Consider the following 13,528-nt stretch of genomic DNA (forward strand, 5'->3'; position numbering starts at 1 on the left):
TAGAGAAATGGGCAACGAGAAACAACTGATATTAGACTATCGCTATCTGTGCATGGCCAAGATATGGGCTGAGAACTCCTATTGTAAGCGCAGAAAGGTGGGCGCCTTGGTTGTCAAAGACAAAATGATTATCAGCGATGGCTATAATGGTACGCCAAGCGGCTTTGATAACGTCTGTGAAGACAGCCATAACCTAACTGTCCCCTACGTTTTACATGCAGAAGCCAACGCTATTACCAAGTTGGCACGTAGTAGCAATAACAGCGATGGAAGTACGCTCTATGTTACAGCCTCACCCTGTATCGAATGTGCGAAGCTTATCATTCAAGCAGGAATTAAGCGTGTTGTCTATGCCGAAAAATATCGGTTAGAAGATGGTATCGAGTTGTTACAACGCGCAGGTATAGAGGTGATTTACCTCAATGAAAACGAATAAAGACTATGGAACAGAAGAGAAATAACCGCTGGATGCCCATCATCATGGCCGTCTGCGTCATCTTAGGCATTTTCATCGGAATATTTTATGCCAATCACTTTTCAGGCAATCGTCTCAACATCATCAATTCGGGCAGTAACCGATTAAATAACCTATTACACATCATTGACGACCAATATGTGGATAAGGTCAACATCGATTCATTGGTAGACTATGCCATTCCACAAATACTTTCTGAGCTCGACCCTCATTCAGTCTACATTAACGCTAAAGATGTGCAGTCGACCAATGACGACTTGAGGGGCTCTTTCTCAGGCATTGGCATCGAATTCACCATTCGGCAGGACACGATACACGTGCAAAACGTAATTAAAAATGGTCCAGCTGAACGTGCTGGTATTCTAGCAGGCGATAAGATTATCAGCGTTGATGGCAAACCATTCGTCGGAAAAATCGTTACTAACGAAGAGGCCCAACATCGCTTAAAGGGACCAAAAGACACAAAGGTAAAAATAGGAGTGATTCGATATGGTACGAGAAAAGTAAAGACATTCACCATCACTCGTGGAGAAATTCCACAAAAAAGTATATCGGCCGCTTACATGGTTGACGCTACTACAGGCTATATCCGCATCAAAAACTTTGGCGAAACAACCTATCCCGAGCTGCTCATTGCCTTAGCGAAGCTACAACAACACAACTTCAAGAGTCTCATTATCGACCTGAGAGACAACACGGGGGGATATCTCAATAGCGCTGTGCAAATTGCCAACGAATTCCTGCCCAACAATCGTCTCATCGTCTACACACAAGGCCGGAAGAGCCCGCGCGAAGACTATCGATCGGATGGCCGCGGAAGTTATCAAAACATTCCGTTGGTGGTACTCATCAACGAGGCCTCGGCATCATCTGCCGAAATCTTTGCAGGTGCAATGCAGGACAACGACCGCGCTACTATCATTGGACGACGTTCGTTTGGCAAAGGTTTAGTGCAACAGCAAATTGGTTTCAATGACGGCAGCATGATACGTCTCACAATCGCGCGCTATTACACGCCCTCCGGCCGGTGCATTCAGAAGCCCTACATTAATGGGGACGCGCAAGACTACCAACAGGACCTGCTCATGCGCTATCAACATGGTGAATTCTTTTCACAAGACAGCATTAAACACCGCGGACCAGCGTATCACACGCGCCTGGGCAGAACAGTATATGGCGGAGGAGGTATAACACCCGACATTTTTGTACCTGAGGACACCATTGCCATGACCTCCTATTTCAAGCAAGCGGCAATGAGCGGACTCATTCTGCAATATGCATTCAACTATACGGACGACAATCGACCAAAGTTAGTCAAATACAAGACATTGGCCGAACTGAGTAGCTATCTTGACAAGCAAAACTTAGTCGAGAAGTTCGCCTCCTATGCCGATAAACATGGATTAAAGCGCCGTAATCTCATGATTCGCAAGAGCCACAAGCTGCTCTATCGCTATATTGCAAGTCGCATCATCTATAACATGCTCGACGAGGAGGCCTGGAATGCCTATATCAACCAGGATGACAAGGTGATTGAGAAATCGCTGCGCGTGTTCAAGAATCAGGCAGCTTTTCCACAGAAACCACAAGCCATTAAAAAGGCCAAAACAGTGAAAAAATAGTGCAAAAAATGATGCAAAAAGCGCTAATCAGACAAGAAATAGCGCAACGTAAACGATGCTTCAGTCCCGAAAAGCGACTTGAAGCATCGCTTGCATGCATGCAACAGCTGCTGAATCACCATCGCATCAGGCTGGCTCACACGATTCTGCTCTATCATGCCATGCCCGACGAAGTGGACACCCGCCAACTCATCCATCTACTGGCACAGGCTGGCAAGACGATATTGCTACCCGTAACGCTGCCACAAACACTCGAACTGAGGTACTACACAGGCGACGAGCAGTTGCAACCCAGTGGGAAATATCACATCATGGAACCCACAGGACCGCTATTCACGCGCTATGATGACATTGACACAGTGGTCGTACCAGGAGTAGCCTTCGATGATGTAGGAAGGCGATTAGGACATGGGAAGGGCTATTACGATCGCCTACTTGCACAGCTACCAAAGGCTTACAAAATAGGGCTTTGCTTTGCATTCCAAATGGTAGAGCAAGTGCCTACCACTGCCGAAGACATCATGATGGATGAAGTGATACATGATTGACCGAACGCTTTTGAATGATAACCATGCTAAACATATCGGTCGGTTAAAGGGAACATGAGTTTACAATCTCGACCACCATCATCTAACTACCGCACAACAGCCTACAAAGAGCAAAACACAACAGTATTAACGCATAGTTGCACATCATATGTTTAAAACATAACCAACCATGCGCATGGTTGACCATGTAAAACGACAAGCATTGACACCAATGCGCATAGTTGGCTATTTGCGATATAAAATAATGTCACTTGTGCACAATGTTGACTATACAAAATAATTTGCATTATCAATAATGCGCATGGTTGGCCATGTCTTGAATAAAACAACAATAGCTATGCGCAATGTTGACTATACAAAACAGCATACATTATCAACAATGCACATGGTTGATAATGTTTTGAATAAAATAGTGTCAGTTGTGCGCAAGGTTGATTATATGTCAACATCAGCCAACTCAATCTTGACACAATGTTGACTATACTACATGCAACGCTATGCTATTTATAAGCCGTGTTGCATATCATACGAAAAAAGACATGTGGTTTGTGCTGCCAAGCATAACCGATTTAAGGCAAACAAGGTGTAAATCTCAATAAAAATGGATGTCGCTGATGATATAACCGCCAACAGCTTCATTGAGTTGCTGTACCAAACGTTGACGCATCATGCTCAGGTCCTGCCTGAGGGCTGGATTGAGCATTTTCACAAACAACGTTTGGTTTTTAATGAACTTCTCGCCCGTGTAGCGTGCCACCACTTTACCTGCAACAGTGTCCCAAGCTGCTAACAGTCGCTTTTGCTTCAAGGGCGTCTCCAATCCTTCGTTGCGCAAGAATGTCTGTAGCAAGTCACTCAATGGTTTTACATCGCGCTTAAACATGGCTGTCAAGGGTTACATTTCCTCCGGTCACAGCATAGAGATGATAGTCAAAGTTTCCCTTTGCCAAAATCATATCCAAATGCGTGCGGTTGGTGTCGGTGATGAAAATCTGTCCAAAGGCGTCACTACTTACAAGCTGAATGATGCGTTCCACACGAATGGCGTCCAACTTGTCGAAGATATCGTCGAGCAATAACAGCGGCTTTTGCTCACCTGCCTGACGATGTAAGAAATTATATTGTGCCAATTTCAACGCTAAGGCAAATGTCTTGTGCTGACCTTGACTCCCTTCTCGCTTCATCTGAAAACCATTCAGAAGCATCTCTAAGTCATCGCGATGGGTGCCGTGGAGCGAATATCCCACGGCCAAATCTTTGAACCGGTCGCGTTGAATGACATCCAATAGCGGTCCCCGTTGCGCATGGGAAACGTAATGCAACCCCACGCGCTCGCTGTTACCCGAAATGTAGGTGTAAATCTCCTGAAACACTGGTACCAGCTGCTCCACGAAGGCCGTACGCTTGTTATAAAGAGTTGTGCCGTGCTGTGCCATCTGCTCTTCCCATATGCTAAGCAATGCGCTATCGGCTAAGTCTCCCTGTTTGAGCAAGGCATTGCGTTGCTGAAGTGCTTTGTTGTAAGCGATGAGCGAGTCTATGTAAGATCTGTCGTATTGCGATATCACGACGTCCATCAAACGGCGTCGCTCTTCGCTTCCACCTTCAATTAATGCCGCGTCTGCAGGCGAAACAAATACTAACGGGATAAGTCCTATGTGTTGTGCCAAGCGTTTATATTCTTTCTTGTTGCGTTTAAAGTGCTTCTTCGTTCCGCGCTTCATCCCACAATAGATATGTTCTTCGTCCCCGAGCTCGCTCATATACTCCCCTTCCAACACAAAGAAGTCCTCGTTGTGTCGCATTACCTGCGCATCAACAGGGTTAAATGCGCTGCGACAAAATGACAGGTAATAGACCGCATCTAAGACATTGGTTTTGCCTTCGCCGTTATTACCTATGAAACAGTTGAGCTTAGGCGACAAATTTATCGTCGCTGCCTGAATGTTTTTATAATTGATAATCGATAATCTGTTCAATACCATACCAGTGTGCAAAGTTATGAGTTTATGATGAATAACGAAAAAAAGGAAGAATATATTTCATCAATTGAGATTATTTCAGTACTTTTGTGCTGCTTATTTTGCACGCGCCTTAGGCGTATATACACTGGAGAAGGAATACAAATAGAAAAAAATAGAATAAACAAATGACAAACATCAAAGAACAAGAAGCACTCCACAATGGAGCGCTCGTGAAGCCTGAAGCCTTTGCAATGAAATATCGAAAGGCCATCATCATTGCTGTTGCAGCTATTATCATTGCTGTAGTAGGTGGATTCCTCTACCAAGCTTATGTTGCACAACCACGCGAAGATAAAGCCAGCACTGCATTGGCTAAAGGACAAGAATACTTCGATGCCGAGCAATTCGATAAAGCATTAAAAGGCGACGGGACAGGCTACATGGGACTATTAAACATCATCAATGATTATAGCAGCACCGACGCGGCGAACTTAGCCAATCTATATGCAGGACTTTGTTACGCCAATTTGAACAAATGGAATGATGCTGTGAAATACTTAGATGCCTATAGCCCTGCTGACGATGCTATGGTTAGTCCTGCTGCAATCGCTGCACTTGGCAACGCTTATGCACATATAAATCAACTCGACAAGGCCATTGACAACTTAGAAAAAGCTGCCGAAATGGCCGACAAGCAAGCTAAAGATGGTGCTAATAATTCTATTGCGCCAACATTTTACCTGCAAGCTGGTATTCTTTTAGAGAGCCAAGGCAAAAAGGACAAAGCTTTAGAACTCTACAAAAAAATCAAAGCTAACTATGTGAATGCACAGTTGGTACAGAGTCAAGAGATTGATAAATATATCGAAAGGGCTTCACGATAATGGCTACAGCACTACATCACCTCTCAGATTACGACCCTGCTACGGTTCCTGATGCCAGCAACATGTGCTTTGGCATCGTTGTGGCCGAATGGAATCCTGACATTACTGGTGCCCTTTTATCTGGCGCAATGGCAACGCTTAAGCAACATGGGACACTTCCAGAAAACATCCACGTAAAAACAGTTCCAGGAAGTTTCGAGTTGATTTATGGCGCACATCAAATGGTGCTACATGGTGGCTATGATGCCGTTATTGTATTAGGTAGCGTCATCCGCGGTGAGACTCCTCACTTTGATTACATTTGTCAAGGAGTGACACAGGGCATTGCTCACTTGAATGCCACACAAGAGATTCCTGTCATATATGGACTCCTCACCACCAACGACTTGCAGCAAGCCCTCGATCGCTGTGGTGGGAAACTGGGAAACAAAGGAGATGAGTGTGCTATTGACGCGATTAAAATGGCTAAATTTTAATTATCGAATGAAACTCTACCAATTAATACAAGCTTATTCATTTGATGAGCTCATGCCTGTCATCAATGAGATGTTCCCTGGAACGGTCAAATATCGTGAGCCATTAAAAGAGGCTTATACCATATTAGAATCGCTTCGCCCCGTAAATTCTTCAAAGAGCATCCGTTATAAAATTATGAAAGGAAACGGGGATGAACAATACATGGGTGCAGAAGATGCCAACTTTAGAGGTAATTGGGAGGTGATTATCGGGAAGGATGTCTCGCGTGAGAAAGGAGTTGATCTTAGTGATATAGAACTCTTGGCCAATTGCATCGTTAATATGTGCTTCATTAGCAACTATCCCAAACAATTTGAACAAGCACATCAAGCACTCCTAAAAGAATAGTCTCACTCCTCCAAATGCGATTATAAACTACACAACGAGATAGAGAATACATCAGTTTCTATCTCGTTGCACTGTTATAGTGACTATCTCTACAACCTTCAACCAATAACCATTACATCTATCGTTAGTTATGTCCATTAAAAGGTTCCATCGTTGCCGATCCCTCATGCGCAATACCATCTCGTTTCAACACACTTTTTATCGTCAGGGCCACCACCTTACAATCGGTGAGGAACGATAGATGGTCGACATACCACACATCATAAGCAAATTTTTCACTCCAAGTGAGTGCATTGCGCCCATGACATTGCGCCCAACCTGAAATGCCAGGTCTAACTTCATGCCGGCGCGCCTGTGTAGCATTATACAATGGTAGATATTGAACCAACAAAGGACGTGGCCCTATTAAACTCATATCACCCTTTAATACATTCACAAATTGCATCAATTCATCCAGGGAAGTAGACCGTACGAAAGCACCAACACGTGTGATTCGTTCCTCGTCAGGCAATAGCTTACCTGCTACATCGCGTGCATCTGTCATCGTCTTAAACTTAATTACCTTGAATACCTTTCCCCCCTTACCTGGACGCTCCTGCAAAAAGAATGCCCCTGCACCATGATTAGCAAAATGCAACCATATAGAAAGTAGCAACAACAATGGTGACAAACAAAGGAGCACCGAAAACGAAATTACAATATCTAAAAAACGTTTGAAAAATTTTCTATACATAAATCTTCTTTAAAGTGATTGATAGCACTGCAAAATAGCCTGCCAAACAAACTCCTGTCTATAACGCATCACAATTTGTTCACGCGCATTATGCGCCATACGTATAACGTCTGTAGGATGAGTTATAAACCATTCCATGACGTGATAGAGCGCATCCTCCATCACCGTTCCTCCAGATTTAGCTAATTGTTTCCTCTCATCTGAAAGTGGAGCCACTATAATTTTTCCGTTTAAACCATCCTTGACAATTTCATTACATCCATTGATATTAGTAACGATAGATGCCAATTCCAAAGCACCTGCTTGCAAAGGGACATTAGGAAAGCCCTCCCGATAGCTGGGAAAAACCAGCGCATCGGCTGCTAAGAGATAAGGGCGCACATCGTTTTGCCAACCAACCCACACAATATGGGGATTATTTTTAATCTCGTTTTCAGCCACTTCGCCCACAGCATCCCCCGACTCAAAACTCCCTACTATAAGGAGCTTTGCCTGCTGATAACCATTCACATGCAATCGATTTAAGGCATGAAGCAACTCTATAATTCCTTTATCTTTCACCAAGCGACCTACAAAGACAAAAACAAAATCACCGAGATCGAAGTTTAAAGTCGCGCGAATCGAAGCACGATTTGGTGCACTTTGCGCCGCCATTCCTGTACTTTTACTAAAACGACTATCATGTATAAGGTCTACTTCTGTACTACACCTTGAAAAATAATTGGTATCAACCCCATTGATATTCCCATTTCCTAAAACAGCAAGTGGCTTCTTCGTAATACCATCAACCTGCAACGTATGTAAAACTCCATTTCCTTCTGGAATTACCTTCGTCGCAAAAAGACAGGTGAGCCGTTCCATAGTCTTCAGAATGAAATGTAAAATACCATTAGCACCTTGATAACGTAGGCCTGTAACGGTGTATATACGATGGGGAACCCCAACCACTTTCCCCGCAATCATTGCCAACAAAGAGCCCTTTGGAGTATTGGCATGCAAGATATACGGACGTTCCTTTTTAAAGAGTTTTATTAGGCACCACAAACTTTTTATATCTGCAAAGGGACGAATTTCACGCTCCATTGGCACATTGATTACCCGAATTCCTTCACGCTTGGCCAAATCATGGAGCACCCCTGTATCAGCTGAGACACCAACAACCTCATAATATTGATTGAGGAATTTCAGTTGTCCCACCAATAAGTTATAAAGCGATATGTCGACTGTTGTCAATCGAATGAGTTTTTGTCTATGAGCTTGCATAAATCTTCTATATGATGTATTTTGTATTGGGGCAAACAGCTTTCATCAACATTAAATTGCTGGGAATGAATATTCTGCCCATCATCTAACACGCAAATTGTAATCCATCCCAAAGCATTGGGCCATGCAAAATCTTTTTTAGGATTATCGCCCACATAGAATATTTTATTTCCTTCGCCATAGCGTTGCTGTACATCCTGAAAAGATTTCCCTTCTATCTTTTCAGACCCAAACGCTTCTGAAATATAAATATCCTGCTCCTCAAAATAGTTTTTTAGCCCTAATGACGCTATTTTATTTTGCTGCGTTAATGTTCGCCCATCGGTAATTAGCCCCAGTCTGATACCCTTTGCATGCAACCAGTCTAAAGTATGTTTTGTTTCAATATTTAATGCTATCTTTGGGATGTGTGTCCGATAAGATAAAAGTAAATCTTTTATAGTCAAATCATGTAAGGGATGCGATGCTAACAAGCATTCAAAGACATTCTTACCTGCTTCCCAATAGCCAATCATCTCTGCATAAATTCCTTGCAAATGATAATTTATTTCTACAAAAGAGGCTATATCTCGGTAAGCCGATTTCAGAAAATCGACTTCGTGATAGAGTGTATCATCTAAATCAAAAAAAACGACTTTATCCCTCATGGACGATAATTTCACGATCATAACGCAACATCAGCGTATGATTTTTCCAATTGTCTCGATATGTTATTTTCTCACCTAAACAATACTCTCTCAATATGAAATCTGCAAAATTTGCCCCTGCATAATAACTTAATGGGTAGCCACCGCCAAAACGAGGATTAATTTCTATACCATAAACACGCTCATCTGCCTCACGATAGAACAACTGAATACAGATACACCCCACAACACCAGGCAAATAATTCATGCGCTTTTTGAGGAATGCCACTAAACTATTTTTTTGTGTAATGCCTTTATTGATCTCACCAGCTCGAATCTTTAAGCGTTCCCGCGGTACAATGCTCTTCACCTGATGATCGATTCCATAATACATATCCACTGTAAATTCTTTAAACTCTTCTGGATTGATGTACTCCATAAAAATAAGTTTCTCATCAGCCAATAACTCTGGAGTCAATTCTTCCTGATGATGAATGATATGAAGATTAGTACTTAAAGAACCATCATAGGGTTTAGCAAAAAGTGGGAATGTTGGTTGGAACTTGTCTATCTCTCGAGGCACATCAATTCCCAAATCAGCAAAAAGTTCTGCTGTCTTTCGTTTATCCCGACACATTGAAATAAAATCTTCATCCGAAACCATTACACGAACACCAGATTCAGCAAACACCTCCTTGTGTTGTGCCAGTATTAAAAGTTCGGTGTCTATTGTCGGAACAAGGATACCGATATTGTGCAATTGACAAAGCTCTAACAAGTGCGTGATGTAAGTAGAAGCAGTACATCGTTCTACTTCAAAACACCCATCTGATACATATCCTGCAGGTGCCATTCGAGGATTCATATCCGTTGTAAACACTTTCCCTTCAAGATGCAAAGTAGCAAGTGAATTTTTAAAAATCTCTGTCAACACAACACGCTGACCTGCAGATGTAATTAATATATTTTTTTGCATTGCTGTATTACTTATTTTATCATTATTTGTTATGTTTTGCACAACACCAAATACACCTGATTGTATGATTGTACCATCTTGTTAATATCAAACTGCTGCGCACGTTCATAACAACGATGGGCAATCTGCTTATAATAGATATCATCGGTTGCCAAACGCTGAAGTAGAGCGGCCAACTTGTTTACATCTTCATGTGGAAACAAAAGTCCCCAATCTTTTGTTACTTCACGCAAACCATTCACATCACTTGCGATGAAAGGTTTTCCTGCCGACATCCCTTCAACATTACTAAGACTCAACCCCTCCCAGTGGGAAGACATCACTATAATATCAGCAGCTTGTAACACCTGCGGAATATCAGTACGAACACCCAGAAATCTTACATGAGAGGCTACATCTAAAGTTTCACATAACTTTTTTACTTCCTCTAAACGTTCTCCTACCCCAGCAAACCACACTTCATACGCCGTTTTAGGAAGCAATGCTAAAGCTCTTACGAGCGTGTCTTGATCCTTTTGCTTTCTAAAGGCTGCAACCATTAGTATAGCACACCTATGCTGCTTTGCCTCCAGTAATTCTTGACATGGCTTAGCCGTATGAATAGATTCTACATCAATACCATTGTTAATCGTTGAAATGCGCTTATAAAATGGCGATGTAGGATTATTCCACCCTCTACCCATATACTCACGTAATTTCTGAGCTGCAATATTACTAATGCAAATGATTCTATTATAACGCCCATACATCCAACGTTCTATAGGTCGATACCATCCCCAATTGCGTTTGCGATTTGAAGTATTATGCTCTGTTGTACATAACTGAGGTCTATATAATATACTAGCCAGTGCTACAAATAGTTGAGGTGAAGAATTGTGCGTATGTACAATATCGTATCTACGCATCATCCGCATCAATTTGAATATATATATAGGATTATAATAGCCTGTTCCTAATATATAAATTTTAGTTTGTGGGCTCAGTCCCTTTAATCGATTCATCAATGGAGTCTCTTTTCCATTAAAAACACAGAGATCAACTACATGTCCTAAGGCCTGTAGACGAGGTATCATATTTACCAATAAAGTCTCGGCCCCTCCCATTTCCAAAGAAGTTATAACCTGGAGTATGCGCATTGAAATTATTTTTTATGCAAAGATGTTTGTAAACAAGCTTTCAGATACCCTGCTAAACGCCTTGAATTTATAGCTACTCCTCGTGCATTCAGATGGTAAACTGTGTTATAAAGTAAACTATCAGGATAGGCTAAGCTATCTGGAGAGACGACATAAGCACAACCAGAAGCAGCTAATTTCTGTTCAATCTTAACAATTTGCTTTCGATTGAGCGATACCATATCCTTACTGGTTATTGGAGGCAGAAGAAAGACTTGCACACCCCTTCCCTGTAAGCTATGTACTTGATTTAACAAATGCTGAGTATAACTTGCATTATAATCACCTAAAATGGAGTAAGCACCTATATTGTTAATGTTAGGTGGCAGTGTTCTATGCGATACTTCATCTCCCCATTTATTAAATCCACTCTTCTTGTACTCATACACATTCCCAGCTGGCTTGAAGGCATGAAGCACCTTAAAATAAATTCCCTTAACAGCAATCTGCAATGTTGTTTTAAGGAAACCTAAGCTCATAACTCCTAACTGCTTACTATTGAGAAGCCAAGGATTAAAATCACTTAAATAGGGCAAATAACCTAAAGTCTCAGGATTGCCATAGGCATTGTCGCCATAGAAATGATCATATTCAGGCATTAAAATCACAATATCTCCTCGATGAAAATAGGGCTCATAGCTATCGAAAATATAGCGCATTCCCATACCTGCAATAAGCCCAGAATTAAAGACGGGGCGTTTTATACTATCAGATATTGTTTTAGAATCAATGCCAAACGCAACATTACTACCACCCACAAAAATAACTTTGGGAATTCGAGTCTTCATTTGAATAAGCTGACCTTTAATCGTAAATTCATTGTTATAATGATCTGTTGCAAGCCAAAACTTATTAAGAAGAAATAATAATCCTACCCAAACAGAGAAAAAAACAATAAAAGAAAAGAGCTTGATAAATAATGCTTTCATCTTTTAAAAGTTTTGATAAATAAATTGTCCACCTTCTGTTTGCATATAGAAGAAAATAGAGAATATCAGTAATATATAAACCGTCCAACGGAAAAAACGTGATTTCTTTTGAAGATAGTCTAATCCATGATTATAGTTTCTCCCCTTCCACTCTATACCCACAAAACTCAACAACAGCATAAAGAATATTGGAGGCATCACCATCGTAACTACGCTTACAGAACTACTTATAGTGATATTTTTAAACATACAACCCAATAAATCAAAAGCCTGTTCGACAGAAATAGACCTAAAAAATATCCAACAAACTGTAATTGCCAGGAATACCAAAGCCATGTGAATGACATTTTCGAAGGTAAAAGTAACAGGTATTTGCTTCCATTTCTGCTTGCTTTTTCCGCCATCTAATAAAATGGGGACAAACAATGCTCCACATAAAAATCCCCAAATAACAAACGTCCAATTAGCACCATGCCATAATCCACAAAGAGTAAACACGATAAGCGTATTCACTATCGTCCGGAATGTTCCGCAACGACTACCTCCCAATGGTATATAAAGATACTCTGTAAACCAAGATGTCAGTGAGATGTGCCAAGAACGCCAAAACTCTGCAACAGTCCTGGCGAAATAAGGAAAACTGAAGTTACGCATCATCTCTATCCCAAACAGTCGCCCTATACCTATTGCAATATCAGAATAGCCCGAGAAATCAGCATAAATTTGGACAGAATAAGCCATGGCTCCCAAAAGGATGACAAAAGTATTCTGCTGTGGATAGGTATTCCAGACTTGAAAAACAATAAGTACTAAATTATCTGCAATGACCAACTTTTTGAAAAAACCATATAACATTTGTCGTAAACCACTTATAAAGAGGTCTTGCTTAAAATACTTCTCATCTTCTAATTGGGGAATAAACAATCGTGCTCTATCAATGGGACCAGCTACTAAATGTGGGAAAAAACTCATATAAACCACATAATTCAAAAAAGAAGGAGTCGTTGCTATCGTTCGCCGATAGCTGTCAATGACATAACTCATCGACATAAAAAGATAGAAACTCAAACCAATCGGCAACAGCAAATGCCAAGAACTCAATTTATCAACAATCATGAAATGATTGAGGAATGGCGCCAACATAGTCGCAAAAAATGATAGATACTTAAATAAAAGCAAGGTAGATACACTCACTATTAAATAAGTCCCAACGATGAGTTTTCGCTGTCTTATGTGCCTATCGTTTAACTGCATGAGCCACTTTCCACAACCATAAGAAAAAATGGTAATAAAAAAAAGAAAGAAAGAAAAGCGCCAATCAAATAAGCTATAGAAAACATAACTCAAAATGAACAACAAATATTTACGCCATATCCCCCTGCTAGAAGGAATACTCCAATAGACCAAGCAGGCTAAAGCCAAACTAACTAAAAAAGAAAACGATTCAAACTGCATTGTTATCCTATCTT

Annotated in this window: 15 protein-coding genes; 6 read left to right on the top strand and 9 right to left on the bottom strand. The window is 41.2% G+C overall.

Annotated features, from left to right (window positions below):
- The first annotated feature begins 7 nt into the window (after positions 1-7).
- From X919_RS0104665 to X919_RS0104675, 3 genes are read left to right on the top strand one after another with little or no spacing between them, the layout of a single operon-like run.
- Entirely contained in the window at positions 8-436 is a 429-nt protein-coding gene (locus X919_RS0104665; RefSeq protein WP_036917055.1) for a deoxycytidylate deaminase, read from the top strand.
- A gap of 5 nt (positions 437-441) precedes the next feature.
- A complete protein-coding gene (locus X919_RS0104670; protein ID WP_028899213.1) occupies positions 442-2,097 on the top strand; it encodes a S41 family peptidase in 1,656 nt (551 codons plus the stop codon).
- An 8-nt stretch (positions 2,098-2,105) separates the two neighbouring features.
- Positions 2,106-2,645, top strand: a complete 540-nt coding sequence (locus X919_RS0104675; RefSeq protein ID WP_371212585.1) for a 5-formyltetrahydrofolate cyclo-ligase — start codon at positions 2,106-2,108, stop codon at positions 2,643-2,645.
- A 592-nt stretch (positions 2,646-3,237) separates the two neighbouring features.
- Here the strand turns inward: X919_RS0104675 and X919_RS0104685 are convergent.
- Both X919_RS0104685 and X919_RS0104690 read right to left on the bottom strand, forming a co-directional pair.
- Positions 3,238-3,528 carry a DciA family protein gene (locus X919_RS0104685; RefSeq protein ID WP_028899216.1) on the bottom strand — a complete coding sequence of 97 codons (291 nt, stop codon included), beginning with the start codon at positions 3,526-3,528 and terminating at the stop codon, positions 3,238-3,240.
- The gene (locus X919_RS0104690) at positions 3,521-4,630 is read right to left on the bottom strand and encodes a DNA replication/repair protein RecF (protein ID WP_028899217.1); all 1,110 of its coding nucleotides are present in this window, start codon (positions 4,628-4,630) and stop codon (positions 3,521-3,523) included. The genes X919_RS0104685 and X919_RS0104690 overlap by 8 nt, the downstream gene beginning before the upstream one ends.
- A 164-nt stretch (positions 4,631-4,794) precedes the next feature.
- Between X919_RS0104690 and X919_RS0104695 the strand changes: the two genes are divergently transcribed.
- Genes X919_RS0104695 through X919_RS0104705 form a run of 3 tightly spaced genes read left to right on the top strand, consistent with a single transcriptional unit; the run spans position 4,795 to position 6,357 of the window.
- Positions 4,795-5,493 (top strand): tetratricopeptide repeat protein, encoded by a 699-nt coding sequence (locus X919_RS0104695; protein ID WP_028899218.1) that lies wholly within the window; start codon positions 4,795-4,797, stop codon positions 5,491-5,493.
- Complete coding sequence (ribH, locus tag X919_RS0104700; RefSeq protein ID WP_004379264.1) at positions 5,493-5,969, top strand: 6,7-dimethyl-8-ribityllumazine synthase; 477 nt, start codon at positions 5,493-5,495, stop codon at positions 5,967-5,969. Before X919_RS0104695 ends, ribH begins: the two co-directional genes overlap by 1 nt.
- Before the next feature lie 7 nt (positions 5,970-5,976).
- Complete coding sequence (locus X919_RS0104705) at positions 5,977-6,357, top strand: hypothetical protein (RefSeq protein WP_028899219.1); 381 nt, start codon at positions 5,977-5,979, stop codon at positions 6,355-6,357.
- A 124-nt stretch (positions 6,358-6,481) separates the two neighbouring features.
- Here the strand turns inward: X919_RS0104705 and X919_RS0104710 are convergent, their stop codons facing one another.
- The 7 genes from X919_RS0104710 to X919_RS0104740 are packed head-to-tail and all read right to left on the bottom strand — an operon-like array spanning position 6,482 to position 13,514.
- On the bottom strand, positions 6,482-7,090 hold the full coding sequence (locus X919_RS0104710; RefSeq protein ID WP_028899220.1) for a sugar transferase: 609 nt from the start codon (positions 7,088-7,090) through the stop codon (positions 6,482-6,484).
- Positions 7,091-7,099: 9 nt separating this feature from the next.
- Positions 7,100-8,353, bottom strand: coding sequence for a glycosyltransferase family 4 protein (locus X919_RS0104715; protein WP_028899221.1), 1,254 nt, complete (start codon positions 8,351-8,353; stop codon positions 7,100-7,102).
- Positions 8,320-9,000, bottom strand: coding sequence for an HAD family hydrolase (locus X919_RS0104720; RefSeq protein WP_028899222.1), 681 nt, complete (start codon positions 8,998-9,000; stop codon positions 8,320-8,322). Before X919_RS0104720 ends, X919_RS0104715 begins: the two co-directional genes overlap by 34 nt.
- A complete protein-coding gene (locus X919_RS0104725; protein WP_028899223.1) occupies positions 8,990-9,955 on the bottom strand; it encodes an ATP-grasp domain-containing protein in 966 nt (321 codons plus the stop codon). The genes X919_RS0104720 and X919_RS0104725 overlap by 11 nt, the downstream gene beginning before the upstream one ends.
- Before the next feature lie 29 nt (positions 9,956-9,984).
- On the bottom strand, positions 9,985-11,091 hold the full coding sequence (locus X919_RS0104730; RefSeq protein WP_028899224.1) for a glycosyltransferase: 1,107 nt from the start codon (positions 11,089-11,091) through the stop codon (positions 9,985-9,987).
- A gap of 5 nt (positions 11,092-11,096) precedes the next feature.
- Complete coding sequence (locus X919_RS0104735; RefSeq protein ID WP_028899225.1) at positions 11,097-12,059, bottom strand: hypothetical protein; 963 nt, start codon at positions 12,057-12,059, stop codon at positions 11,097-11,099.
- A 3-nt stretch (positions 12,060-12,062) separates the two neighbouring features.
- Entirely contained in the window at positions 12,063-13,514 is a 1,452-nt protein-coding gene (locus X919_RS0104740) for an MBOAT family O-acyltransferase (protein ID WP_028899226.1), read from the bottom strand.
- Positions 13,515-13,528: the final 14 nt, after the last annotated feature.

Source organism: Prevotella sp. HJM029 (assembly GCF_000599605.1).
Lineage (GTDB): Bacteria > Bacteroidota > Bacteroidia > Bacteroidales > Bacteroidaceae > Prevotella.

Excerpts from the sequence above, each read along its gene's own strand:
- X919_RS0104695 (WP_028899218.1), top strand. The coding sequence starts at position 4,795 with ATGACAAACATCAAAGAACAAGAAGCACTCCACAATGGAGCGCTCGTG.
- X919_RS0104740 (WP_028899226.1), bottom strand. The coding sequence starts at position 13,514 with ATGCAGTTTGAATCGTTTTCTTTTTTAGTTAGTTTGGCTTTAGCCTGC.
- X919_RS0104670 (WP_028899213.1), top strand. The coding sequence starts at position 442 with ATGGAACAGAAGAGAAATAACCGCTGGATGCCCATCATCATGGCCGTC.
- X919_RS0104735 (WP_028899225.1), bottom strand. The coding sequence starts at position 12,059 with ATGAAAGCATTATTTATCAAGCTCTTTTCTTTTATTGTTTTTTTCTCT.
- X919_RS0104715 (WP_028899221.1), bottom strand. The coding sequence starts at position 8,353 with ATGCAAGCTCATAGACAAAAACTCATTCGATTGACAACAGTCGACATA.
- X919_RS0104675 (WP_371212585.1), top strand. The coding sequence starts at position 2,106 with ATGATGCAAAAAGCGCTAATCAGACAAGAAATAGCGCAACGTAAACGA.
- X919_RS0104720 (WP_028899222.1), bottom strand. The coding sequence starts at position 9,000 with ATGAGGGATAAAGTCGTTTTTTTTGATTTAGATGATACACTCTATCAC.
- X919_RS0104665 (WP_036917055.1), top strand. The coding sequence starts at position 8 with ATGGGCAACGAGAAACAACTGATATTAGACTATCGCTATCTGTGCATG.
- ribH (WP_004379264.1), top strand. The coding sequence starts at position 5,493 with ATGGCTACAGCACTACATCACCTCTCAGATTACGACCCTGCTACGGTT.
- X919_RS0104690 (WP_028899217.1), bottom strand. The coding sequence starts at position 4,630 with ATGGTATTGAACAGATTATCGATTATCAATTATAAAAACATTCAGGCA.
- X919_RS0104685 (WP_028899216.1), bottom strand. The coding sequence starts at position 3,528 with ATGTTTAAGCGCGATGTAAAACCATTGAGTGACTTGCTACAGACATTC.
- X919_RS0104705 (WP_028899219.1), top strand. The coding sequence starts at position 5,977 with ATGAAACTCTACCAATTAATACAAGCTTATTCATTTGATGAGCTCATG.
- X919_RS0104730 (WP_028899224.1), bottom strand. The coding sequence starts at position 11,091 with ATGCGCATACTCCAGGTTATAACTTCTTTGGAAATGGGAGGGGCCGAG.
- X919_RS0104725 (WP_028899223.1), bottom strand. The coding sequence starts at position 9,955 with ATGCAAAAAAATATATTAATTACATCTGCAGGTCAGCGTGTTGTGTTG.
- X919_RS0104710 (WP_028899220.1), bottom strand. The coding sequence starts at position 7,090 with ATGTATAGAAAATTTTTCAAACGTTTTTTAGATATTGTAATTTCGTTT.